The 21,035-nt window shown below is 60.7% G+C and carries 22 protein-coding genes; 9 read left to right on the plus strand and 13 right to left on the minus strand.

Translation table 11 applies throughout. The annotated features are described in order from the left end of the window. Positions 1–45: 45 nt before the first annotated feature. Entirely contained in the window at positions 46–915 is an 870-nt protein-coding gene (locus V8J81_RS17575; protein WP_368477044.1) for a branched-chain amino acid aminotransferase, read from the minus strand. 188 nt (positions 916–1,103) lie between these two features. On the opposite strand from V8J81_RS17575, the gene V8J81_RS17580 reads away from it, so the two are divergent. From V8J81_RS17580 to dxs, 6 genes are all read left to right on the plus strand, one after another. Next, a complete protein-coding gene (locus tag V8J81_RS17580; protein ID WP_368477045.1) occupies positions 1,104–1,616 on the plus strand; it encodes a MarR family winged helix-turn-helix transcriptional regulator in 513 nt (170 codons plus the stop codon). A gap of 3 nt (positions 1,617–1,619) precedes the next feature. After that, positions 1,620–2,327 (plus strand): response regulator, encoded by a 708-nt coding sequence (locus V8J81_RS17585; RefSeq protein WP_368477046.1) that lies wholly within the window; start codon positions 1,620–1,622, stop codon positions 2,325–2,327. A gap of 220 nt (positions 2,328–2,547) precedes the next feature. Beyond that, positions 2,548–3,468 (plus strand): histone deacetylase family protein, encoded by a 921-nt coding sequence (locus V8J81_RS17590; RefSeq protein WP_368477047.1) that lies wholly within the window; start codon positions 2,548–2,550, stop codon positions 3,466–3,468. Continuing rightward, the gene (locus V8J81_RS17595; RefSeq protein ID WP_368477048.1) at positions 3,461–3,703 is read left to right on the plus strand and encodes an exodeoxyribonuclease VII small subunit; all 243 of its coding nucleotides are present in this window, start codon (positions 3,461–3,463) and stop codon (positions 3,701–3,703) included. Before V8J81_RS17590 ends, V8J81_RS17595 begins: the two co-directional genes overlap by 8 nt. A gap of 3 nt (positions 3,704–3,706) precedes the next feature. Further along, positions 3,707–4,573 carry a polyprenyl synthetase family protein gene (locus tag V8J81_RS17600; protein WP_439649908.1) on the plus strand — a complete coding sequence of 289 codons (867 nt, stop codon included), beginning with the start codon at positions 3,707–3,709 and terminating at the stop codon, positions 4,571–4,573. A 16-nt stretch (positions 4,574–4,589) separates the two neighbouring features. Further along, positions 4,590–6,509 (plus strand): 1-deoxy-D-xylulose-5-phosphate synthase, encoded by a 1,920-nt coding sequence (dxs, locus tag V8J81_RS17605; protein ID WP_368477049.1) that lies wholly within the window; start codon positions 4,590–4,592, stop codon positions 6,507–6,509. 3 nt (positions 6,510–6,512) lie between these two features. Here dxs and V8J81_RS17610 read toward each other — a convergent pair whose 3' ends face one another. The 12 genes from V8J81_RS17610 to hslO all read right to left on the minus strand — a co-directional run bounded on the left by V8J81_RS17610 (position 6,513) and on the right by hslO (position 17,491). Further along, on the minus strand, positions 6,513–6,707 hold the full coding sequence (locus V8J81_RS17610; RefSeq protein WP_368477050.1) for a YgaP family membrane protein: 195 nt from the start codon (positions 6,705–6,707) through the stop codon (positions 6,513–6,515). A gap of 68 nt (positions 6,708–6,775) precedes the next feature. Continuing rightward, positions 6,776–7,390 carry a Crp/Fnr family transcriptional regulator gene (locus V8J81_RS17615; protein ID WP_368477051.1) on the minus strand — a complete coding sequence of 205 codons (615 nt, stop codon included), beginning with the start codon at positions 7,388–7,390 and terminating at the stop codon, positions 6,776–6,778. Then, entirely contained in the window at positions 7,387–8,199 is an 813-nt protein-coding gene (locus V8J81_RS17620) for an ion transporter (RefSeq protein ID WP_368477052.1), read from the minus strand. Before V8J81_RS17620 ends, V8J81_RS17615 begins: the two co-directional genes overlap by 4 nt. 21 nt (positions 8,200–8,220) lie before the next feature. Continuing rightward, positions 8,221–9,444 (minus strand): class I SAM-dependent RNA methyltransferase, encoded by a 1,224-nt coding sequence (locus V8J81_RS17625; protein WP_368477053.1) that lies wholly within the window; start codon positions 9,442–9,444, stop codon positions 8,221–8,223. Further along, positions 9,437–9,859: a VOC family protein gene (locus V8J81_RS17630; protein WP_368477054.1), complete on the minus strand. Its 423-nt coding sequence runs from the start codon at positions 9,857–9,859 to the stop codon at positions 9,437–9,439. Before V8J81_RS17630 ends, V8J81_RS17625 begins: the two co-directional genes overlap by 8 nt. 89 nt (positions 9,860–9,948) lie before the next feature. Then, positions 9,949–10,455, minus strand: coding sequence for a P-loop NTPase family protein (locus tag V8J81_RS17635; RefSeq protein WP_368477055.1), 507 nt, complete (start codon positions 10,453–10,455; stop codon positions 9,949–9,951). 6 nt (positions 10,456–10,461) lie between these two features. Further along, on the minus strand, positions 10,462–12,321 hold the full coding sequence (locus V8J81_RS17640; RefSeq protein WP_368477056.1) for an ABC transporter ATP-binding protein: 1,860 nt from the start codon (positions 12,319–12,321) through the stop codon (positions 10,462–10,464). Beyond that, a complete protein-coding gene (locus tag V8J81_RS17645; protein ID WP_368477057.1) occupies positions 12,318–14,168 on the minus strand; it encodes an ABC transporter ATP-binding protein in 1,851 nt (616 codons plus the stop codon). The genes V8J81_RS17640 and V8J81_RS17645 overlap by 4 nt, the downstream gene beginning before the upstream one ends. A 38-nt stretch (positions 14,169–14,206) precedes the next feature. Next, positions 14,207–14,785 (minus strand): LysE family translocator, encoded by a 579-nt coding sequence (locus V8J81_RS17650; RefSeq protein ID WP_368477058.1) that lies wholly within the window; start codon positions 14,783–14,785, stop codon positions 14,207–14,209. Then, on the minus strand, positions 14,786–15,922 hold the full coding sequence (locus tag V8J81_RS17655) for a CCA tRNA nucleotidyltransferase (RefSeq protein ID WP_368477676.1): 1,137 nt from the start codon (positions 15,920–15,922) through the stop codon (positions 14,786–14,788). After that, positions 15,922–16,506: an NUDIX hydrolase gene (locus tag V8J81_RS17660; RefSeq protein ID WP_368477059.1), complete on the minus strand. Its 585-nt coding sequence runs from the start codon at positions 16,504–16,506 to the stop codon at positions 15,922–15,924. The genes V8J81_RS17655 and V8J81_RS17660 overlap by 1 nt, the downstream gene beginning before the upstream one ends. Beyond that, positions 16,490–17,491 (minus strand): Hsp33 family molecular chaperone HslO, encoded by a 1,002-nt coding sequence (gene hslO, locus V8J81_RS17665; protein WP_368477060.1) that lies wholly within the window; start codon positions 17,489–17,491, stop codon positions 16,490–16,492. Before hslO ends, V8J81_RS17660 begins: the two co-directional genes overlap by 17 nt. A gap of 153 nt (positions 17,492–17,644) precedes the next feature. Between hslO and V8J81_RS17670 the strand changes: the two genes are divergently transcribed. The 3 genes from V8J81_RS17670 to V8J81_RS17680 all read left to right on the plus strand — a co-directional run bounded on the left by V8J81_RS17670 (position 17,645) and on the right by V8J81_RS17680 (position 21,028). After that, positions 17,645–18,892, plus strand: coding sequence for a glycosyltransferase family 4 protein (locus V8J81_RS17670; RefSeq protein WP_368477677.1), 1,248 nt, complete (start codon positions 17,645–17,647; stop codon positions 18,890–18,892). A gap of 100 nt (positions 18,893–18,992) precedes the next feature. Beyond that, entirely contained in the window at positions 18,993–20,030 is a 1,038-nt protein-coding gene (galE, locus tag V8J81_RS17675) for a UDP-glucose 4-epimerase GalE (RefSeq protein WP_368477061.1), read from the plus strand. Continuing rightward, positions 20,027–21,028, plus strand: coding sequence for an NAD-dependent epimerase/dehydratase family protein (locus V8J81_RS17680; protein WP_368477062.1), 1,002 nt, complete (start codon positions 20,027–20,029; stop codon positions 21,026–21,028). The genes galE and V8J81_RS17680 overlap by 4 nt, the downstream gene beginning before the upstream one ends. The last annotated feature ends 7 nt before the right edge of the window (positions 21,029–21,035 follow it).

Here is a 21,035-nt window from a genome sequence, read left to right on the forward strand (position 1 = left end):
CCCGCCCGGTGGCGGAGCCTCTTGGGTTTTTGAATGGTTGCGGGGTCAGGCCCGCACCAAATCCTCATAGCTTTGCGCGATATCGCGGGTCATGGCGCCGACTTCGAAGTTGTAGTCGCCGATCTGGCCCACCGGTGTGACTTCGGCCGCGGTGCCGGTCAGCCAGCACTGTTCAAAGCTTTCCAGCTCTTCCGGCATGATGTGGCGCTCGTGGACCTTCACTTGCTTACTCTCCAGCATCCCGATCACGGTCTGGCGGGTGATGCCGTTCAGGAAGCAATCGGGCTTGGGCGTGTGCACTTCACCGTCCTTGACGAAGAAGATGTTGGCGCCCGTCGCTTCGGCCACGTAGTTGCGGTAATCCATGAACAGCGCGTCGGAGCAGCCTTTGGCCTCTGCCGCGTGCTTGGAGGTTGTGCAGATCATGTAGAGGCCAGCCGCTTTGGCGTGGACCGGGATTGTCTCGGGCGAGGGGCGTTTCCACTTGGAGATGTCGAGCTTCGCGCCCTTCATCTTGGCGTCACCGTAATAGCTGCCCCATTCCCAAGCCGCGATGGCCAGGCGGACGGGGTTCTTGGCGGAGCTGACACCCATGTCTTCACCGGCGCCGCGCCACGCAACGGCCCGGATGTAAGCGTCGGTCAGACCGTTGGCCTTCATGACTTCGTACTTCGCGGCTTCGATCTCATCGACCGTGTAGGGGATCTCAAAATCGATGCAGGAGGCGGAGTAGTGCAGGCGTTCGGAATGCTTCCGGCTCTCGAAGATTTTGCCATTATAGGCGCGTTCCCCTTCGAACACGGAGGACGCGTAGTGCATCGCGTGGGTCAGAAGGTGTACGTTGGCATCGCGCCAATCAACAAGCTTGCCGTCCATCCAGATCTGACCGTCGCGGTCATCATAGGCTCCAGCCATGGTCCCTTCCTTTCCAAACATTCACCCGCTTCCACTCGGGCATCGTTTCCAAATGTTGCGCAATATGGGTCCGCTTCGGACATAAAATTACGCAAAATGCCAGTTTGGCTACCAATTGATTCTTGGAAAGTCAACAAGGCTGACATAAACTGATTTAAACCGGCTGAACCGGTCAAGGAGGGACAGATATGGCCGACCGAGGCGGGTCAGGGGCGATCACGCGAGGCGATACGCTGCTGTTTCTGACGGACGACCAGCTGCGTCGCGGTATCGAGGCCATGTTCTTCGCCTATCGTGGCTTTACGGCTGACCCCGACCGCATCCTCGTTGAGCAAGGTTATGGCCGCGCGCATCATCGCGCCGTGCACTTCATAAACCGCACGCCGGGCACGACAGTGAACAATCTGCTTTCGATTCTTGGGGTGACAAAGCAATCGCTCAACCGCGTATTGCGGACGCTTGTGGATGACGGACTGGTCGAGGCGCGGGTAGGCACACGGGACAAACGTGAGCGTCATCTCTACCTGACCGAAGCCGGAAAGACGTTGGAACAAGCCCTGTCCGAGGCGCAACGCAACCGCATGCGCGCGGCGTTTCGCAACGCCGGGCCGGAGGCGGTGCAAGGGTTTCGAGCGGTACTGGAAGAGATGATGGACCCCGAGATGCGACGCCAGTACCTTGATGGCGTGGACCAAGGGTAAAGCATGGATATTGGCGCGCATCTTCTGATCGTCGACGACGACGAACGCATTCGGCAACTTCTGCAGAAGTTCCTGATGCGCAATGGATTCATGGCGTCGGGCGCGCGGGATGCAGCCCATGCGCGCAAGCTATTGGACGGGCTGAGTTTTGACCTCATCGTGCTGGACGTGATGATGCCGGGTGAAGATGGGTTGAGCCTGTGTCGAGACATAAGGGCAGAGTCCACGACACCCATTCTCTTGCTAACCGCCAAAGGTGAATCCGAGGACCGGATTGAAGGTTTGGAAGCGGGGGCGGATGACTATCTGGCTAAGCCGTTTGAACCCAAAGAATTGCTGCTGCGGATTAATGCGATCCTGCGGCGGATGCCGGCTCCGGCGGAAGAAAGCACGGTGCCGCAGGTCCTTCACCTCGGGCCGATCCGCTATGACATCGAACGTGGAGAGATGTTTGAGGGGCAGGAGCCGGTGCGGTTGACCGCAACGGAGGCCGCTTTGATGCGCATCTTCTCGCACCAACCGGGCGAGGCGATCACGCGAGCGGATTTGGTGAGCTTGCTGAACCGTGACAAGGTTGGGGGCGAGCCTGTACAGGAACGCGCCGTGGACGTTCAAATAACCCGCCTCCGCCGCAAGATCGAAGTGAACCCGAAACAGCCACGCTACCTTCAAACGGTGCGCGGAGCCGGGTATATGCTGGCGCCCGATTAAATGCGCCTCTTGCGATGGCTGACTGAAAGCACGGTTCACATCTTCGGCGTTTACCTCGCCGTGCGGTGCCTATTTTGGGCAGCAGAATGGATCTTCCCGACCTTTGAAACGCCGCGTTGGGCTCTAAGCCTGCTATTGGCCTATGTGGTTGTCGCACTGGCGGTTTGGGGCTTGAAATATTGGCGCGCTGACGAGAATTGGAAACTTCCGAGATGATCGAATGCTGATTATTAACAACCCGTCGGGCCTTGCCCATGAGATGCCGGAGGGGCACCCGGAACGGATCGCCCGGCTTGAGACGGTCTTTGCCGTCCTGGCCGATGTCGAAGCACTGCGCGAAGAGGCCCCGGAAGCGACCGAGGCCGATATCGCACTATGCCATCCCCAAAGCTACATCGACGCGATGCGCGATGCGCAGCCCACCACCGGCATGGTGCAGATCGACGCCGATACCTCCGCCTCGCCCGGCACGTGGGAGGCCGCGCTCAAAGGTGTGGGCGGTTGCCTGCTGGCCGTGGACCGGGTTCTGTCGGGCGCGCACAAACGCGCCTTTGTCGCCACGCGCCCACCCGGCCACCATGCGGAGAAGAGCCGCGCGATGGGCTTCTGCCTGTTCGGTAACATCGCCATCGCCGCGCAGCACGCACTGGAGCGCCATGGCCTCGACCGGGTCGCCGTGGTGGATTTCGACGTGCACCACGGCAACGGCACGCAAGACCTGCTGTGGGATGAGCCGCGCGCTTTGTTCATCAGCTCGCATCAGATGCCGCTCTACCCCGGTTCTGGCGCAGTGCATGAGCGTGGCGCGTCGGACAACGTGATGAACCTGCCCCTGCCGCCGGGATCGGATGGCATGGCGATGCGGTCCCGTTACGAGAGCCACGTCTTCCCTCGCCTGCGGGAATTTGACCCAGACCTGATCCTGATCTCCGCCGGGTTCGACGCGCACTCCCGCGATCCGCTGGCCAACCTTCTGTGGGAGGATGAGGATTTCGCGTGGGTCATGCGCAAATTGGTGCGCGTCGCCGAAGAGGTCTGTGACGGGCGCGTGGTCTCGACACTCGAAGGCGGCTATGATCTGGAAGGTCTGGGCGGTGGCGTGCTCGCCCATGTGAGAGAGTTGGAGGACCGAGATGGCTGAAACCCCGATCGACGAGATGAGCTTTGAAGACGCAATCCGCGAGTTGGAGCAGGTCGTCACGCAGCTGGACCGGGGCGAAGTTGCGCTGGAAGACTCGATCAAACTCTACGAGCGCGGCGCGGCCTTGAAGGCGCGGTGCGAAGCCAAGCTGAAAGAAGCCGAAGAGAAGGTTGCGCAGATCACCCTCGACGCGAATGGCGAGGCAACGGGCGCAACGCCGGTTGAGGGTCTGTAAGGCGTGTTCGAGACGGCATTGGCCGATGCACAGACCCGCATCGGTGATTTTCTGACAGAGCAGATGGCGCGGCTTGGCGATGACGATATCGCCGAAGGTATGCGCTACGCCACGAATGGTGGCAAACGTCTGCGCGGGTTTCTGGTGCTGGAAAGTGCGGCGCTGTTTCAGGTTCCTGTCGAACGCGCGCTTTACGCCGCGGGCGCGGTTGAATGCCTTCATGCCTACAGCCTGGTCCACGATGACTTGCCGTGTATGGACGACGACGACCTCCGACGTGGGCAGCCAACCGTCCACAAGAAATGGGACGAAGCCACTGCCGTGCTGGTGGGTGACGCGCTACAGACCTTTGCCTTTGAACTGCTTAGCTGCGAGGAGGCTGGAACAGCCGAGGAGCGCGTCAGGCTGGTTGCGACGCTGGCGGGCGCAAGTGGGGCCGAAGGCATGGTCTTGGGCCAGGCCCAGGATATCGCGGCGGAGACAGCCGGTCGCCCGCTGACGCTGGAGGAAATCACGGCGTTGCAAGCCAACAAGACGGGTCGGCTGATCGAATGGCCCGCCCATGCGGGTGCGATCCTTGGTGGAGCAGACCCTGCGCCGCTGCGGGCCTATGCAAAGGCGATCGGTCTAGCGTTCCAGATTGCCGACGACATTCTGGATGTCGAAGGCGATGCGGAGAAGGCGGGCAAGGCGCTGCGCAAGGATGAGGATGCCGGGAAGGCGACCTTCGTTTTGCTGCTTGGATTGGATGCGGCGAAGGCCCGCGCGCGGGATCTTGTGGCGGAGGCCGATGCGGCACTCGCGCCCTATGGCGAAAAGGCGCAGGCATTGCGCGATCTGGCGCACTACATAGTGACTCGTGACAAGTAACTGAAAAGGCCAGCCGATGAGCGAGCGCCCGAATACCCCGTTGCTGGACAAGGTCCACCAGCCTGCCGATCTGAAACATCTCTCGGATCACGATCTGCGCAAACTGGCCGATGAGTTGCGGGCGGAAATGATCTGGACCGTCAGTCAAACCGGCGGCCATTTCGGAGCCGGGCTGGGCGTGGTCGAGATGACGGTGGCCTTGCATTCCGTTTTTGACACTCCGCGCGACAAGCTGATCTGGGACGTGTCGCACCAATGTTATCCGCACAAGATCCTGACGGGTCGGCGGGAGCAGATGCTGACGATCCGACAGAAGGATGGGTTGAGCGGGTTTACCAAGCGCAGTGAGTCTCCGTTCGATCCGTTTGGCGCGGCGCACTCCTCAACCTCGATTTCCGCAGCACTTGGCTTTGCCGTTGCGCGTGATCTGGGCGGCGATTGTGACACCGGCCATGGTGACGCGATTGCTGTGATTGGCGACGGCGCGATGTCGGGGGGCATGGCGTTCGAGGCGATGAACAATGCGGGCCATCTGGGCAAGCGGTTGATCGTGATCCTGAACGATAATGAGATGTCGATCGCTCCGCCCACCGGCGCGATGTCGTCCTATCTTTCAAGGCTTTATGCCGGTGCCCCGTTTCAGGAGTTGAAGGCGGCGGCCAAAGGCGCGGTATCGCTGTTGCCCGAGCCATTCCAGGAGGGCGCGCGGCGGGCCAAGGAATTGCTGAAGAGCGCGACCGTTGGCGGGACGTTGTTTGAGGAGCTTGGATTTTCCTATGTCGGGCCGATTGACGGGCATGACATGGAGAGCCTTCTGGCCGTGTTGCGGACAGTGAAGGTGCGGGCCGATGGGCCGATCCTGATCCATGCGATCACCAAGAAGGGCAAGGGCTATGCCGAGCATCGCGCCGATCGCGGCCATGCGACGGCGAAGTTCGATATTGCGACGGGGGAGCAGAAGAAAGCGCCAAGCAACGCGCCATCCTATACAAAAGTGTTTGCGCAGAGCCTGATTGCCGAGGCGGTGGATGACCCCAAGGTGGTGGCCGTGACGGCGGCGATGCCTGATGGCACGGGCTTGGATCTGTTTGCCGAGCGGTTCCCGACGCGCTGCTTTGATGTGGGTATCGCGGAGCAGCATGCCGTCACCTTCGCGGCCGGCATGGCGGCGGGTGGGCTAAAGCCATTCGCGGCGATCTATTCGACCTTCCTGCAGCGCGGCTATGACCAGATCGTGCATGACGTGGCGATCCAACGTTTGCCCGTGCGCTTCGCGATTGATCGGGCCGGGCTGGTCGGGGCCGATGGCTGCACCCATGCGGGCAGCTACGATATTGGATACCTTACGAACCTGCCGGGGTTCGTTGTGATGGCGGCGTCAGACGAGGCCGAATTGCGGCACATGGTGCGCACGGCTCTTGAGATTGACGACCGGCCCAGTGCGTTCCGCTTCCCGCGCGGGGAAGGGGTTGGCGTTGAATTGCCGGAGCGCGGTGTAGCACTGGAGATCGGCAAGGGGCGGATGATCTCGGAAGGCAAGCGCGTGGCGATCCTGAATTTCGGGGCGCGGTTGAAAGAGGTGCAGGAGGCGGCGGAGAGCCTGGCGCAGAAGGGGATCACGCCGACGGTGGCCGATGCCCGCTTTGCCAAGCCGCTGGATGAGGAGATGATCCTGCAACTGGCCCGCCATCATGAGGCTCTGATCACGGTGGAAGAGGGTGCTGTTGGTGGCTTCGGCTCTCACGTGGCGCAGCTGTTGGCCGAAAATGCCGTGTTCGATACTGGACTGAAATATCGGTCGATGGTTTTGCCCGACACGTTCATCGATCAGGCGAGCCCGAAGGATATGTACGCCGTGGCGGGCATGAACGCCGAGGATATCGAAGCGAAGGTGCTACGCACCCTCGGCGTGGAAGTCATGGAAAAGCGGGCCTGAACCTTAGCAATCCGTGCAGGTTTTGAGCCCAAACACGCGATAGATCGGGCAGAAGTTCATGAAGGCCGTGGCGACGAAGACTGCGCCGATATAGCCCCAGAGGCCGATGGTGCCCATTGCGGCCAGGACGATCAGAAGCGCACCGAGAACGAAGCGGGCGGCGCGGTCCCAGGTGGCGAGGTTGCGGGTGATGGTCATGGGAGAGACTCCTTCCTGATGAGATGCACCAAGTATCGCATCTCACGCGGCGTCATTCCGTGACGGAGTCACATTGCGTGCGATTTTGCGTGCGCGTGAAGCGCGACCGGGTCGATCACCTCCAGGCGTCCGCGCCCAAGCACCAGCCAGCCCTCGCGTTCGAAGGATTTCAGCGTGCGTGATACGACCTCTCGCGCGGTTCCGATCTCCCGCGCAATGTCTTGCTGGGTCATTTCGCATATGCCCTCGCCACGTGCAGCAAGCCAGGCGGCGAGGCGAAGATCGGTCCGATGCAGCAAAAGCGCATCTATCACATCGGTCAGTTCGCCCAATCGTTGGCTAAACCCTTCAAACACCAGATCGCGAAAGTCTGCATCCTCGGCCATAAGGCGGTGGAATGCGCCGGCCCCGATGGCAAGGGCCTGCACCGAGCCTTCTGCATAGCCGTAACCGCTATAGGGGCGCGCGCCCAGAAGGCACGACGTCGTCATCACGCAACTTTCGCCCTCATGCACGCGGTATAGGACCATCGTGCGCCCTTCTGCATTCGTTTGTTCGACCCTAACATGCCCATTTGTCACGATCAGAAAGGCACTGCTTTCATCGCCCGGTTGGAACAGGCACGCCCCGTCTGGTGCAGTGATCATCTGCCCAAAGTCGGCATATCGGGCAGTGTCGATCACCCTTTGCTCAACCGCTCTTCAATGGCCTTTAGGCGTTCCAGCACTTCATCCCGATATGCGTCGGTGGCGGCATTGGCCTCTTCCGCGTGGGCGTCCTGCATGGAGTTTACGACCAGACCCACGACAAGGTTCACGACCGCGAACGTGGTGATCAGGATGAAGGGTACGAAGAAGAGCCATGCGAAGGAATAGACCTCCTGCACTGGGCGGACGATGCCCATGGACCACGATTCCAGGGTCATGATCTGGAACAGCGAATAGAGCGAGCGGCCGAGCGTACCAAACCATGCATCGAAATTCGCAGCTTGCTCCGGCGTGCAGGCGGGGCAATCGCCGCCGAACAGTTTCGTAGCCATGACCGCGCCGATGTAGAAGATGACCGACATCAGCAGAAAAACGGAACCCATGCCGGGCAATGCCGTTAGCAGCCCTTCGACCACGCGGCGAAGCGACGGCACGACCGAAATAACCCGCAACACCCGCAAGATGCGAAGGGCGCGCAAGACGCTGAGGCCCTGAGCCGATGGTACAAGCGCAATGCCCACGATCAGGAAGTCGAAGATGTTCCAGCCGGACCGGAAGAAGCGAGGACCAAGGGCGAAGAGTTTCAGGGCTAATTCTGCGACGAAGATGCTCAAACAGAGCCGATCCAACGCGTGGATGAGGCTGCCATAGCTGGCCATCACGGGGTCGGACGTTTCCAAACCCAGAATAATCGCGTTGAAGATGATGACGCCGATTATGAAATTTCGCACCCGCGCGCTTTCCACGAAGTTGGCCAGACGGGTGCGGGCGCTCGGTTCAGACATCAATGAAATCTCCTGAAGAAATCAGGTGTGGATATGGGGCAGCGTAAAGCGCGCGGCAAGTTCGACATGGGGCGACCAGCGGAATTGATCGACGGGCTGCACCCAATCAAGGCTGTAGCCCGCATCGGTCAAGATCTTCGCATCGCGGGCAAAAGTGACGGGGTTGCAGGACACCGCTGCAACAATGGGGACCTGCGCTTTGGCGATTTCGATGGTCTGCGCCTCTGCCCCGGCACGCGGCGGGTCGATGACGATGGCATCGAACTTCGAGAGTTCGTCGGACAGAAGGGGGCGGCGGAAGAGGTCGCGCGCCTCGGTCGTGATGGGTTTCAGGCCAGTTGTATGGTTGGCGGCTTGGGTCAGCGCGGCCAACAGGTCGGATGCATTCTCGACGGCGTGAACCGGTGTCGTCTGTGCGAGACGCAGGGCGAAGGTACCAAGGCCGCAGAAGAGGTCCGTGATGTTGGTCGCGCCTTGAACTGCCTCGGCGACAGCGGATTGAAGCGCAGTTTCGCCTTCCGGTGTGGCTTGCAGAAACGCGCCGGGCGGCGGAAGGACGCGGGCAGAGCCGACGGTGAGTATTGGAGGCGTTTCCACGAAAACAGGCTCGTCCTCCCATGTCAGGCGGATGAATGGGCGCGCGATGGCTGGAAGAGCCGCGCGAAGGGGGCCATCGAGAGGTTTGCCGCCAGTCACGCGCAGGTCGATGCCCGTGTCAGTCAACGTCAGAGCGAAAGCGAGCGTGGCCGAGCGAGACGCGCCAAGGCGGGTAATCTGTTCTAGTGCCGGGAGCGTCTCCAGAAATCTCGGATGCAGCAAAAAACAGTCCCTAATTGGCACAACCGTATCTGATTTTCTTGCATGAAAGCCGACAAGCGCGCCCTTCTTTGTGCGCGTTCCGGCGAGTGTGGCCCGGCGGCGCGTGCGAGAGGGCGATGTATCAATATTGCGAAGTGGCGTCGGCAAGTCATGAGCCGTTAGTGCGTTTGTGATCACATCTATCTTGAACTGCGCAACGAATGGATCGGAGGCATGCATCAGGCTGCATCCGCCACAGGATTTGTAATGTGGGCAGGGCGCTTTCACCCTGTCGGGTGAAGGTGTGATCACTGACGGGCTGGCGATGCGGTCGCCTTCAAGATCGCCGCTGACAACCTCACCGGGCAGAGTCAAAGGTGCAAAGATCGGGCCTTGGGCGATACCATCGCCGTGATGGCCGAGGCGCTGGATCGTGACTTCAACCATGCGGTATCGCCGGGGAGAAGGCGTAGCCTTCAGGGCTAAGGATTGTCGCCTCACGCAGACCATGGGGTTTATTGGCGGGCGGCTCAATCACGTGATGCCCAAGCTTTTCGGCACGCTGCACGGCCATGTCGGGGTCTATGCCAAACAGGTATAGCTGCGCGCCGCCGCCACGGGGCGGGTTTTCAGGGATCAATTGCGGCAACGGATTGGAGTGGTACGTGCCATCGGCATGGAGTTGGATCAGCGCATCACCATGTCGGATGATCGCAAAATCATCGGACAGGCGATGGGCAGTCAGCCCGAACGTAACGGTCAGAAACGCCGCAAGCGCGCGAACGTCTCGCGTCAGAAGGTTAAGCCCAACTCCGGTGAGGGTGCGGCCAAAATCTTCTGCAGAAATCGTTTCAAGGTCCATGCCCGAAGAATTGCGGGAAAGCGCCCGGAACGGCAAGCGTTGCGCTTGGGATTTGTACTTAGCTGAACAATGTCCGGCGGGCCGGCGCGCTACACCACTCCGTCGAGAAAGCGGCTCACCTGCGCGGGAGAGCAGAGGTGATGGACCGTGACATGCGGGCCCGCTTCTTCCATCCATCGGAGGTTGGCAAGGCGGTTCTTTTCGCGCGTGTCCCAGATCCACTTCCAGAATTCGAAACTGACCTGTTCGGGACAGCCATCGGGCAGGTCGGGACGCGTGCGGCCGTAGTGAAGAAATGTCCGTTTTCCCACGCGCCAGGCGCGGAGCCAGAGTCGGAAATCGAGGTTGATGAGGGTGTCACAGCGCAAGAGGCGGTGTTCCTTGGTGGCGCCCAGGCCGCCCTCAAAGATCCACGTGTCGCTGTTCTGAACCTCCATCGCCAGTGCGATCTTCTCTGTGCGGGCTCGTTCGACCCATCCGGACATCCAGTGGATTTGATCCATGTGGTAGACAGGCAGGCCGGTTTTTTCGCCCAGAAGGCGTGCCAGTGTTGATTTGCCGCTACCGGGCTGGCCAATGATCATGACGCGTTTCATGGTGCCTCATTCAGCTGCGGCCATGTCATCGATGCCGATGAAACCGCCGGATTGGCGGGTCCAGTAGCGGGCGTAGAGGCCGTCTTGGGCGAGAAGGGCGTCGTGTGTGCCGTCTTCCACGATCCGGCCCTGATCCAGCACGATGATGCGGTCCATGGCGCTGAGCGTGGACAGGCGGTGGGCGATGGCGATGGTGGTCTTACCCTCCATTACGCGGGTCAGCGTGTCCTGGATGGCGGCTTCAACTTCGGAGTCCAAAGCGCTGGTGGCCTCGTCCAGCACCAGAACCGGCGCGTCCTTGAGGAACGCGCGGGCGAGCGCAATACGCTGGCGCTGGCCGCCGCTCAGCTTCACGCCCCGTTCACCGAGAAAGGCGTCGTAGCCCTTGCGATCCCTGAAGTCCTGAAGGTCGAGGATAAAGTCATGCGCTTCAGCCCGTTTGGCGGCCGCGATGACCTCTTCCTCCGTGGCATCAGGACGGCCATAAAGGATGTTGTCGCGCGCGGTCCGATTGAACATCGCGGTTTCCTGCGTGACCATCGCGATCTGCTGGCGGAGGCTGTCTTGTGTGACATGCGCCACGTCCTGCCCGTCTATCAAGATACGACCCTGTTCTGCATCGTAGAGCCGCATCAAGAGGTTCACGAGGGTGGATTTACCTGCTCCGGATGCGCCAACAACACCAAGTTTCTGGCCGGGCTCCACAACCAGATGGATGCGATCCACGCCGCCCGCCCGTTGGCCATAGGCGAAGCTGACATTTTCGAATTCCACACGCCCGGTCAGGCGGGAAAGGGCGCTGGCATCGGGTGCGTCGGTCAGGCCATGGGCGGGCGTTAGTGTGCGCATCCCGTCCTCCAACTCGCCGATGTTGGAGTAGATGCCCATGAGAGTGAAGCTGACCCAGCCGGTCATTTGGCTGATGCGCATGGAGATCGCGCCAATGGCCGCGATGTCGCCGGGGGTCACGGCCCCGGTGCGCCACAGCAGGACCGCACCAATGACCAACAGAACAGGCAACAGGCCCGCAACGGCCATCAGAACGAAGCGGAACGCGGTGGACAGATAACCGAAATGCAGCGCCGCCTCGCGGTAACCGGACATGGCTTCGATAGCGGCTGTATCCTCATGATCCGTGTGGCCGAACAGTTTGACCGTTTTGATGTTTGTTACGGTGTCGACCACCTGGCCCGTGACATTCGCACGGGCCGCGGCGCGGGCTTTGGCGCGGATACGGATGCGGGGCAGGTACCAGCGGATCAGGGCGGCGTAGACCCCCATCCAAAGGATCAACATGACCGCGATGCGCCAATCGATGGCGACGAGCAGGCCAATCGTGCCGAAAATGGTGATCACGGCGTAAACGGCGGCTGAGATGACTTCCTGCACGACGTTTACCAGCGCGGAGGCTGATTGAGCCTGTTTCTGCGCGATGCGCCCCGCGAAATCATTGTCGAAGAAGGTGACATCGTGGCCGAGGGTCCAGCGGTGCAGACGGGACTGGATCAATGGCGCGAGGTTAGGCGGCAAAACGATGCCGGTGAAGGCAGCGGAGAGGCCAAAGAATAGCGGACGGATCAGCAGGTAGAAGCCGATATAGGCTGCGATCAGCAGCGCGTTGTCGGCCAGGTACGATGCGCTTTCGCTTGTGGTGCTGTCGATCATCACGCCGAGAAACCAGGCTGATACGACCTCCATAAGACCGGCCATACCGGACGCTGCGGCGGCTAGTAAGATGACGGGCCAGGCGCCGGACAGGCACCACTTGATGAACGCCCACAACGTTTGGGGTGGTGGGCCGTCGGCGCGCGCAAAGGGCGGAATGAGGCTTCCAAGCCAGATGCCCAAGCGTTTGATTTGGGTCATTCCGCGGCCTCCCCTGTGTCGATACCAATGAACCCGCCCGATTGGCGCGCCCAGAAATTCGCATATAGGCCGTTTGCCGCGAGAAGCGCGTCGTGCGTGCCGTCTTCGACGATGCGGCCATCGTCGAGCACAACGATCCGGTCCATTCGGGCGATGGTGGAGAGGCGGTGGGCGATTGCTATGACGGTCTTGCCCTCCATGACGCCATAGAGCGTATCCTGGATCTGCGCCTCGACTTCGCTATCGAGCGCCGAGGTGGCTTCGTCCAACACAAGGACCGGCGCATCTTTGAGGATCACGCGGGCGAGGGTGACGCGTTGGCGTTGTCCGCCACTGAGCTTCACGCCGCGTTCGCCGACATGGGCGTCGTAGCCTTTGCGGCCCTGCGGATCTTCGAGGTCGAGGATGAAGTCATGCGCTTCGGCCCGGTGGGCGGCGGCCAGCATCATCTCTTCGCTGGCATCGGGCCGCCCGTAAAGGATGTTGTCGCGCACAGAGCGGTGAAGCAGGGAAGATTCCTGTTGCACCATGCCGATTTCCCGCCGGAGCGTGTCTTGCTTGACCTGCGCGATGTCCTGCCCATCGATCAGAATACGACCTTGTTCCGCATCGTAGAAACGCAATAGAAGCTTCACGAGCGTGGATTTTCCCGCGCCAGAGCGGCCCACAAGGCCGACCTTTTCACCAGATTTGATGGTCAGGTTCAGCGCATCGATGCCGCCCGCGCCGCGCCCGTAATGGTGCGAAACCGCGTCGAAGGTAACCTCGCAATCGGTGATCTGAAGCGGCTTTGCGTTGGGGGCGTCAGTCAGTTGGATGGGTTCGGTGATCGTCTCCATCCCCTCGGCCACGACGCCGAGCGAGCGGAAGAAAGTGCTGACCGCCCACATGATCCAGCCGGTCATGGCGTTGAGCCGTAGGGTCAGCGCTGTGGCGGCCGCGACCACCCCGACGGAGGCAGAGCCTTGCGACCACAGCCAGATGCCCCACCCCACCACGGCCACGATCAGGAGGCCGTTCAACGTGACGAGCATGACGTCCATCGTGGTGAAAATCCGCATCTCGCGCGCAAAGGTTTGGCGGGTGTCTTCGATGGCCTCCTTGGCGTAGGCCAATTCGCTGTCGTGGTGCGCAAAGAGTTTGACGGAGTGGATGTTGGTGTAACTGTCCACCACGCGGCCCGTGGTCATGGAGCGCGCATCGGCGGAGGCTTTGGAGGCGGGGCCAACGCGCTGCATCGTCCAGCGCAGGAGAAGGGCGTACAGGGCGAACCAAGCGATCAGAGGAATGGCGAGGCGGGGATCGGCCTCAGCCAGCAAAATCGCGGCACCGACCAGGTAGGCCAGCGAAAAGGTTATCGCGTCGAACACCTGAAAGATCGCATCCCCGGCGCTGCCCGGGGTTTGCATGATGCGATTGGCGATGCGGCCCGCGAAGTCGTTCTCGAAAAAGCCCACCGATTGGCGCAGCACCTGTTTGTGCGCCCGCCAGCGGACAAGCGCGCCGAATTGCGGCAGGACGCCATTGTTTAGAAGCGCAGTGCCAAGGGCCTGAAGGACGGGGCGCAGCAAGAGGATGAATGCAGCTGCAAGAATGAACTCCGTGCCGTGATCCCCCAGAACCTGCGCAGGGTTCCCGTCGGTGAGCAGATCGACAACGCGGCCAAGGTACCAGATCAACCCGATCTCAACGGCGGCCACGACAACAGACATCACGGCGGTGACAGCGAAGAGCCCTTTGAAGGGTTGGGAGTACTCCCAAAGGAAGGGCCAAAGGCGGCGTGGCGGGCGGTCATCTTCCGGATACTCGGTATACGGATCGACCAGCCTTTCGAAAAAGCGGAACATGACAAACCCCGTGTCAGCCTTGCTTTATACCGCAGGGTTTACAGGAAGACCATGACAGCAGAAGCGAGCAAGCCCACGGCCATGATCCGGGCGAAGACAGTCCAGGCTTTTGGGGTGGTCAGAAGTAGCGATAGCAGGAAGCCCGCGAAGCTCCAGAACAGGCAAACACCCAGGTTTAGGGTCGAGAATGTGAGGCCCAGACGCAGCGCTTCCCCCATCGGCGAAAGGCCGCCCGGAAAGCCAGAGGCCGCCGCAATAGCAACCGCCCAGATCTTGGGATTCATCCATTGGAAGAGGACGGCCTTAAGGGTGCTCCACGGACGGTCTGCCGTATCCGTTTGTCCCGCCGCGGATGAGCGCCACAGGATCACGCCCATCCAGACGATCCAGGCGGCCGCGATAACCTTGAGGATCAGTTCAAGCGCCGGGTAGCTGGCCAACAACGCACCAATGCCAAGGCCGGTGAGCGCAGCGATGATACCGACACCCAGAGCCACGCCAATGACGTGGGGTAGGGTGGGCACGAAGCCGAAGCGTGCGCCTGAGGCAGTTAGCAGGATGACATTGGGGCCGGGGCTGAAAAGACCTGCAAATACAAAAAGGAAAAGCGGGTCCATTCAGCGAAGTAGAGCCTGTTTCGTGAGTGTAAAATCGCTATCGATCCAGCGTTGCTCCAATTCTTTCAGGCGTTGCCCGAGAGTAGGGCCTTCAAGATCGGGTAGATCGGCTGCACGTACAGGAAATTCCGCGGCTGACCCGGTTTCAGCCGCGTCTCTGTCCTTTGGATTCATCGGTTGCTCAAACAGCGCAGCGCGCAGCGCGAGGATGTCGTTCGCGGCGTTCGCACCGTGCCAGTAACCCAAAGCGCCGGGTTTCGTCGTCAACCCCATCTCCGCCCCATAGAGGGCCAAGCGTTTGGCGTCCGTCCTAGACAGACGTAGGTGATCGGCCGTGTCTGATCCGCCAAGCGCGGCCAATCGGCGGATGGCATCAGGTGCCAAACAGTCCTCAACTCCGGTCAGAACAGTCAGCAGCTTCGATTGCGCGCCCGGCAGCAGGGCGGGAAGAACGCCCGTCTGCTCCATCGCTGCGACAGCAGGGGCCGGATCGGGCGAACGGAGCAGCTTCAAAAGCTCTGACGTGATCCGTTCTTTGGCAAGTCGTTCGAGCCCGTCGATGTGCGTGGCACACGCGGCAAGTGCCTCGGCGTCAAGGCCATTGGAGGGGTCTGCGTACCAAGCGTGGAAGCGGAAAAAGCGTAGGATGCGGAGGTAATCCTCGATGATGCGCTGTGCAGGGTCGCCGATGAAACGCACACGCCGCGCGGACAGGTCGGTCAGACCCTCGCCGTTCGGATCAAGAACCTCTCCGTTGCGGGTCGCGTAAAGGGCGTTTATCGTGAAATCGCGCCGCGCCGCGTCGTTCGCGATGTCGGTTGAAAAGGCCACTGTCGCATGGCGACCATCCGTCTCTAAATCGGCGCGTAGGGTCGTTACTTCATGTGGCTTGTTATGGGCGACTACTGTGATTGTGCCATGGTCAAGGCCAGTTGGTACGGCCCGTAACCCTGCGGCATCGGCAGCAGCAATGACCTGATCCGGCGTGGCATCTGTCGCAATATCAATGTCGTCCACAGGCTGGCCGAGCAGACCGTTGCGCACGCAGCCGCCGACAAACCATGCGTTGTGATCACAAAGAGCATCGAACACTGCGTCGGTGCCAGGATGTGTCAGCCAATCCGCCTGCAACCGCATCACGCCACCCGATCCGCGAGTGATTTCAGGATGCGCGCTGTGGCCCCCCAGATGTAGTAGGGTCCATACGGCACGGTGAAGAACTCCCGCCGCATGCCACGCCAGCGGCGGCCTTCGACGGCATAGTTCGTCGGGTCCATCAGAAAGGGTAGGGGCACGCGAAAGCATTCCGCGACTTCCCCTGGCTCAACAACCGGTTCGAAATCATGTTCGATGCGCGCCAGCACGGGCGTTACGGAATAGCTGGTCACGGTCTCATGTGGGGGCAATTCCGCAAGAATAGAGACAGTTTCGGGGGCTAGCCCAACCTCTTCATGTGCCTCACGCAACGCGGCCTGAACGATCGTCTCATCCCCATCGACTTTGCCACCGGGGAAGGCGATCTGACCGGGATGGTGTTTGAGGGTCGAGGCCCGTTTCGTCAGTATCACATGGTCGTCCAACACACCGATCAGCACGGCAGCCGGGCGCAATTTGCGCCCTTCGGGCAGGACCACGCCTGGATTCAGGTCGTAGTCAGACGATGGCCGCGCCGGAACATCCAGCGCGGCCATGATGGTGTTCAGATCAACGGGGCGTCCCATCGGGATCTTTCTCGGCCTCGAACCCAAGTGTCAGCGGGTCGAACTCGTAATGAGCGCCGCAGAACTGGCAATCTGCCGTCACGCGCCCCTCATCCGTTGTCATATGGGCGATGTCCTTGGCCGAGTAGATCGACAAGGATTGCCGCACACGATCCTCAGAGCATGTGCAACCGAACGCAACCGGTTGCGCATCGAAGACGCGCGGCTGCTCTTCATGGAACAGACGCACCAGAAGGTCTGTCGGTGACACGTGCGGCCCGATCAGCTCCATCTCATCCGCTGTTTCCAGCAGGATCTTGGCGCGGTTCCAATCTTCGGCCGTATCCTCATCCACAAGGTCTTCCGCAGTCAGCAGACCCTCTTCGCCAGTGCCCCCACCCTGCGCCTCAAGCGAGGATTCGGGCATTAGCTGCACCATCACGCCACCGGCGCGCCAGCTGGCCGCCTGCCCCGGTTCCTGAGCTTGCCCGTAGGACAGCTGGAACTGGGTCGGCAATTGCTCGGATTGAGCGAAGTAAGCCTCTGCACAGGCGGATAGAGACCCACCGGCCAACGGTGTGATGCCCTGATAGGGCGTCATGTCCGGGCCCTGGTCGATCAGGATCGCGAAGTAGCCCGACCCGATCTGCGGGAAGGCCGGTGCGGTCACATCCAGCTTCTCCGCATCATAGGACGCATATGCCCGGATGCGCGCAGGCTCTCCCTCCGCCTCAGGGGCGAGGAAGTCCGTGGCGATCAGCCGGATCGGCCCGTCGGAGCGGACCTGCAACGACAGTTTCCAGCGCAGCTTGATCGTCTGCCCGATCAATGCAGTCAACAGGGCCATCTCGGCCACCATCGCCTCAACCGGAGCGGGGTAGTCGTGCTGCCCAAGGATCTGGTCGAGCGTGGTGTCCAGCCGCGCCACACGGCCGCGCACATCGGAGCGGTCGAGCTGAAATGGCAAAACAGTGTCGTCCCACGCGAGTTTCGTGGTCAGGGTCATATTGCACCCCCTTTACGCAATCTTTGGAAGGTCTGGTCCCATATAGGGGGCGAGCGGGCAACACCAAACCCGAACCTGCCGCAGTTCTGCCTTGCACCTGCCGCATGGGCTTGGGACATGAAGGTTAACAAGACGCAGGCGACCCGAGACCCGATGAAGATCCTTTTCGTGCACCAGAATTTCCCCGGCCAGTACCGTGAGCTGTTCTCATGGCTGCGCGCACAAGGCGGGCATGAGTTGGTGTTCCTGACCCAGCGCAAGGATGTGCCAAAGCTGGAGAATGCGCGGGTCATTCAATACGACACGCACCACAAGCCGAAAGAGGGCACCTATGCCCTGACCCAATATTGGGAGGAATGCGCTGGCAACGGGTTTGGCTGCGCGCAGGCCGCAGAGAAGTTGAAGAAAGAGGGTTTCACGCCGGATATCATTCTGGGCCACGTCGGCTGGGGTGAGTTGACGTTCCTCAAGCAGGTTTGGGCCGATGTGCCGATCATCGGCTACTTCGAGTATTACTTTCTGGCGAAAGGCGGCAGCGTTGGTTTTGACCCGGAGTTCCCGGCCAGCCCCCATGCACCCTTCACCATGCACGCGCGCAATGCCGTGAACTTCGCCAATATCCAGACCGTCGATCTGGGCCACTCGCCGACGCAATGGCAGTGCGACACCTTCCCCGAGACGTTCCGAGAGAAGATTTACGTCAAGCATGACGGCATCCGGACGGACAATCTCAAGCCCGACCCGAAGGCGCAGGTCGCGCTTGGGCGGCTAGGCCGCTCCGTCACGCGGGAGGATGAGATTTTCACCTACATGGCCCGCAATATGGAACCGACGCGCGGCTTTCATTCCTTCATGCGCGCGCTGCCCCATATTCTTGATGCGCGCCCCAATGCACGGGCGCTGATTATCGGCGGCAGCGATGTGTCCTACGGCAAGAAGTCCGGTGCGCAGGGTGGCTATCGTGCCGAGATGGAAAAGGAAGTTGGCAACAAGGTCGACTGGTCCCGCGTCCATTTCCTCGGTCGCGTGCCGTACGAGGATTACCAGAAGATCATTCAGGTCAGCCGGTGTCACGTATACCTGACCGTGCCGTTCGTTCTGTCCTGGAGCCTGCTTGAGTCGATGTCGATGGGTGCGACCATCGTTGCGTCAGATGTGGCCCCGGTGCGGGAGGCGATCACCCACGGCGAAAACGGGCTGCTGGCGGATTTCTTCAAACCCGAAGATATCGCGCGCAAGGTTATGGACGTGTTGGAGCGGCCGGGCACCTACGCCCATCTCGGGCCGAACGCGCGCAAGCATGTGGTGAAAAACTACGATTTCACAAAGGTTTGCCTGCCCGAGCATCTGCGGCAAATCAATGGGTTGGTGCCAAAAGCGAAACGCATCGCTCTGCCCTGATAGCGGGGAAACCAGGCCCCCCTTTCGCCTTTGACGGCAAGGTCGTTTCCATGGCAGGTCCAAGGCAAGACAAGCGTGCAGCATAACAGGCAGACTGCGGATGGCGGAGAAGATCCTACTAACGGGCGGCGCGGGCTATATCGGCTCACACACCTATGTTGCACTGCTCGCAGCGAGCTACGAGGTGACGATCCTCGATAACTTCCAGAACGCAAACCGTTCTGTCATCGACCGTCTGGAGCAATTGACGGGCCAACCGGTCTCCTTTGCTGAGGCGGATATCCGCGACGCGACCACGCTTGCCGGCTTGTTCGCGGAGTATCAATTCGATGCAGTCGTGCATTTCGCGGCGCTAAAGGCCGTCAGCGAAAGTGTCGAACGCCCGCTGGATTATTTCGACGTGAATATCAGCGGTTTGATCAACCTGTTGCGCGTCATGGATGCGGCGGGCTGTCGGAACATCGTCTTCTCTTCTTCCGCCACGGTTTATGGCGTTCCGGATGAGACGCCGACGCCAGAGACCGCCGAATTCCGAGCCATGAACCCCTATGGTCAGACCAAGATCAGCGGCGAGCAGATCCTGAACCAGCTGACTGCTGCTGATGATCGCTGGAACGTCGGCATCCTTCGCTACTTCAACCCGGCAGGTGCGCATGACAGCGCGTTGATCGGCGAAGACCCCCGCGACATTCCAAACAATCTGATGCCGTTTATCGCAAAGGTTGCCGCAGGCGAGTTGGAGGAGTTGCAGGTCTTTGGGGACGACTACGACACCCCAGACGGCACCGGTGTGCGCGATTACATCCATGTGGACGATCTGGCCAAAGGCCATGTCCTGTCGCTCGCTGCATTGCTGGGGGACGGCCAAAGCCACCTTGTCAACCTTGGCACTGGCGAGGGTCATTCGGTTCTGGAAATGGTTTCTGCCTACAAGCGGGCCAGCAACCGCGATGTGCCCTACCGCATAACCGAACGCCGTGCAGGCGATGTGCCGGTCTATGTGGCACGCGCGGACAAAGCGGAAGAAATCCTCGGCTTCAAGACTGAGCGTAATCTTGATGAGATGTGCGCCTCCTCCTGGAAATGGATCGCCGGGCCGCATAGTAGCGAAGATCCGGGACCGGAGGAAAAGGGATGAGCCGCACCATTCTTGTAACGGGCTCGTCCGGCTTTATCGGCTTTCACCTGTGTCAGCGTTTGCTGAACGATGGCTGGCGGGTGATCGGCATCGACGCCATGACCGATTACTACGATGTTGGGTTGAAAGAAGGGCGGCTTGCGCAGCTCGATCCCCATGGGGCGTTCACCAATGTCACTGCACGCATCGAAGATCCCGGCGTGTTGCACGATCTGTTTGAGACGCACCGCCCTGAGGCAGTGATTCACCTCGCCGCGCAGGCAGGCGTGCGCTACTCGATTGAAAATCCGGAAAGCTATGTTCAGGCCAACCTGATCGGCACTTTCCGCCTTTTGGAAGCAATGCGGGCCTTCCCGCCAAAGCATTCGCTCTTGGCGTCTACCTCCTCGGCCTACGGTGCGAACACCGACATGCCCTATGCCGAGCAGATGAAGACTGACCATCAGATGTCGTTCTATGCCGCCACGAAGAAATCGAACGAGGTGATGGCGCATAGCTATGCCCACCTCTACGACCTGCCCGTGACCATGTTCCGCTTTTTCACGGTCTACGGCCCATGGGGTCGGCCCGACATGGCCCCGCATCTGTTCACCAGCGCGATCTTCGAAGGACGGCCCATCAAGGTCTTCAACCATGGCGAGATGAGCCGTGACTTTACTTATGTGACTGATCTGGTCGACGGCATCGTGCGCCTGATCGACGCCGTACCAGGGTCCGAGCCTGTTGAAGGCGACAGCCTCAGCCCAGTCGCCCCGCACCGGATCGTGAATATCGGCAACTCCGACTCTGTCCCCTTGATGGAGTTCATCGGCGCCATTGAGGCCGCAACGGGCATCGAAGCTGAAAAGAATTTCATGGAGATGCAGCCAGGGGACGTCCCCGCCACTTGGGCCGATGCCAGCCTGTTGCAGCATCTGACGCAGTACAAACCGAAGACGCCAGTTTCCGATGGTGTGGCACAATTCGTGGCTTGGTATCGTGACTATTATCAGGTCTGACCGGATA

Source organism: Gymnodinialimonas sp. 202GB13-11, from assembly GCF_040932485.1.
GTDB classification, from domain to species: Bacteria; Pseudomonadota; Alphaproteobacteria; order Rhodobacterales; family Rhodobacteraceae; genus Gymnodinialimonas; species Gymnodinialimonas hymeniacidonis.

Bases quoted from the DNA above. Each gene is read 5' to 3' on its own strand.
- V8J81_RS17635 (WP_368477055.1), bottom strand. From the start codon at position 10,455: ATGAAACGCGTCATGATCATTGGCCAGCCCGGTAGCGGCAAATCAACA.
- galE (WP_368477061.1), top strand. From the start codon at position 18,993: ATGGCGGAGAAGATCCTACTAACGGGCGGCGCGGGCTATATCGGCTCA.
- V8J81_RS17625 (WP_368477053.1), bottom strand. From the start codon at position 9,444: ATGGTTGAAGTCACGATCCAGCGCCTCGGCCATCACGGCGATGGTATC.
- V8J81_RS17650 (WP_368477058.1), bottom strand. From the start codon at position 14,785: ATGGACCCGCTTTTCCTTTTTGTATTTGCAGGTCTTTTCAGCCCCGGC.
- hslO (WP_368477060.1), bottom strand. From the start codon at position 17,491: ATGACCCTGACCACGAAACTCGCGTGGGACGACACTGTTTTGCCATTT.
- V8J81_RS17660 (WP_368477059.1), bottom strand. From the start codon at position 16,506: ATGGGACGCCCCGTTGATCTGAACACCATCATGGCCGCGCTGGATGTT.
- V8J81_RS17575 (WP_368477044.1), bottom strand. From the start codon at position 915: ATGGCTGGAGCCTATGATGACCGCGACGGTCAGATCTGGATGGACGGC.
- V8J81_RS17620 (WP_368477052.1), bottom strand. From the start codon at position 8,199: ATGTCTGAACCGAGCGCCCGCACCCGTCTGGCCAACTTCGTGGAAAGC.
- V8J81_RS17595 (WP_368477048.1), top strand. From the start codon at position 3,461: ATGGCTGAAACCCCGATCGACGAGATGAGCTTTGAAGACGCAATCCGC.
- V8J81_RS17640 (WP_368477056.1), bottom strand. From the start codon at position 12,321: ATGACCCAAATCAAACGCTTGGGCATCTGGCTTGGAAGCCTCATTCCG.
- dxs (WP_368477049.1), top strand. From the start codon at position 4,590: ATGAGCGAGCGCCCGAATACCCCGTTGCTGGACAAGGTCCACCAGCCT.
- V8J81_RS17580 (WP_368477045.1), top strand. From the start codon at position 1,104: ATGGCCGACCGAGGCGGGTCAGGGGCGATCACGCGAGGCGATACGCTG.
- V8J81_RS17590 (WP_368477047.1), top strand. From the start codon at position 2,548: ATGCTGATTATTAACAACCCGTCGGGCCTTGCCCATGAGATGCCGGAG.
- V8J81_RS17680 (WP_368477062.1), top strand. From the start codon at position 20,027: ATGAGCCGCACCATTCTTGTAACGGGCTCGTCCGGCTTTATCGGCTTT.
- V8J81_RS17610 (WP_368477050.1), bottom strand. From the start codon at position 6,707: ATGACCATCACCCGCAACCTCGCCACCTGGGACCGCGCCGCCCGCTTC.
- V8J81_RS17670 (WP_368477677.1), top strand. From the start codon at position 17,645: ATGAAGATCCTTTTCGTGCACCAGAATTTCCCCGGCCAGTACCGTGAG.
- V8J81_RS17585 (WP_368477046.1), top strand. From the start codon at position 1,620: ATGGATATTGGCGCGCATCTTCTGATCGTCGACGACGACGAACGCATT.
- V8J81_RS17645 (WP_368477057.1), bottom strand. From the start codon at position 14,168: ATGTTCCGCTTTTTCGAAAGGCTGGTCGATCCGTATACCGAGTATCCG.
- V8J81_RS17630 (WP_368477054.1), bottom strand. From the start codon at position 9,859: ATGGACCTTGAAACGATTTCTGCAGAAGATTTTGGCCGCACCCTCACC.
- V8J81_RS17655 (WP_368477676.1), bottom strand. From the start codon at position 15,922: ATGCGGTTGCAGGCGGATTGGCTGACACATCCTGGCACCGACGCAGTG.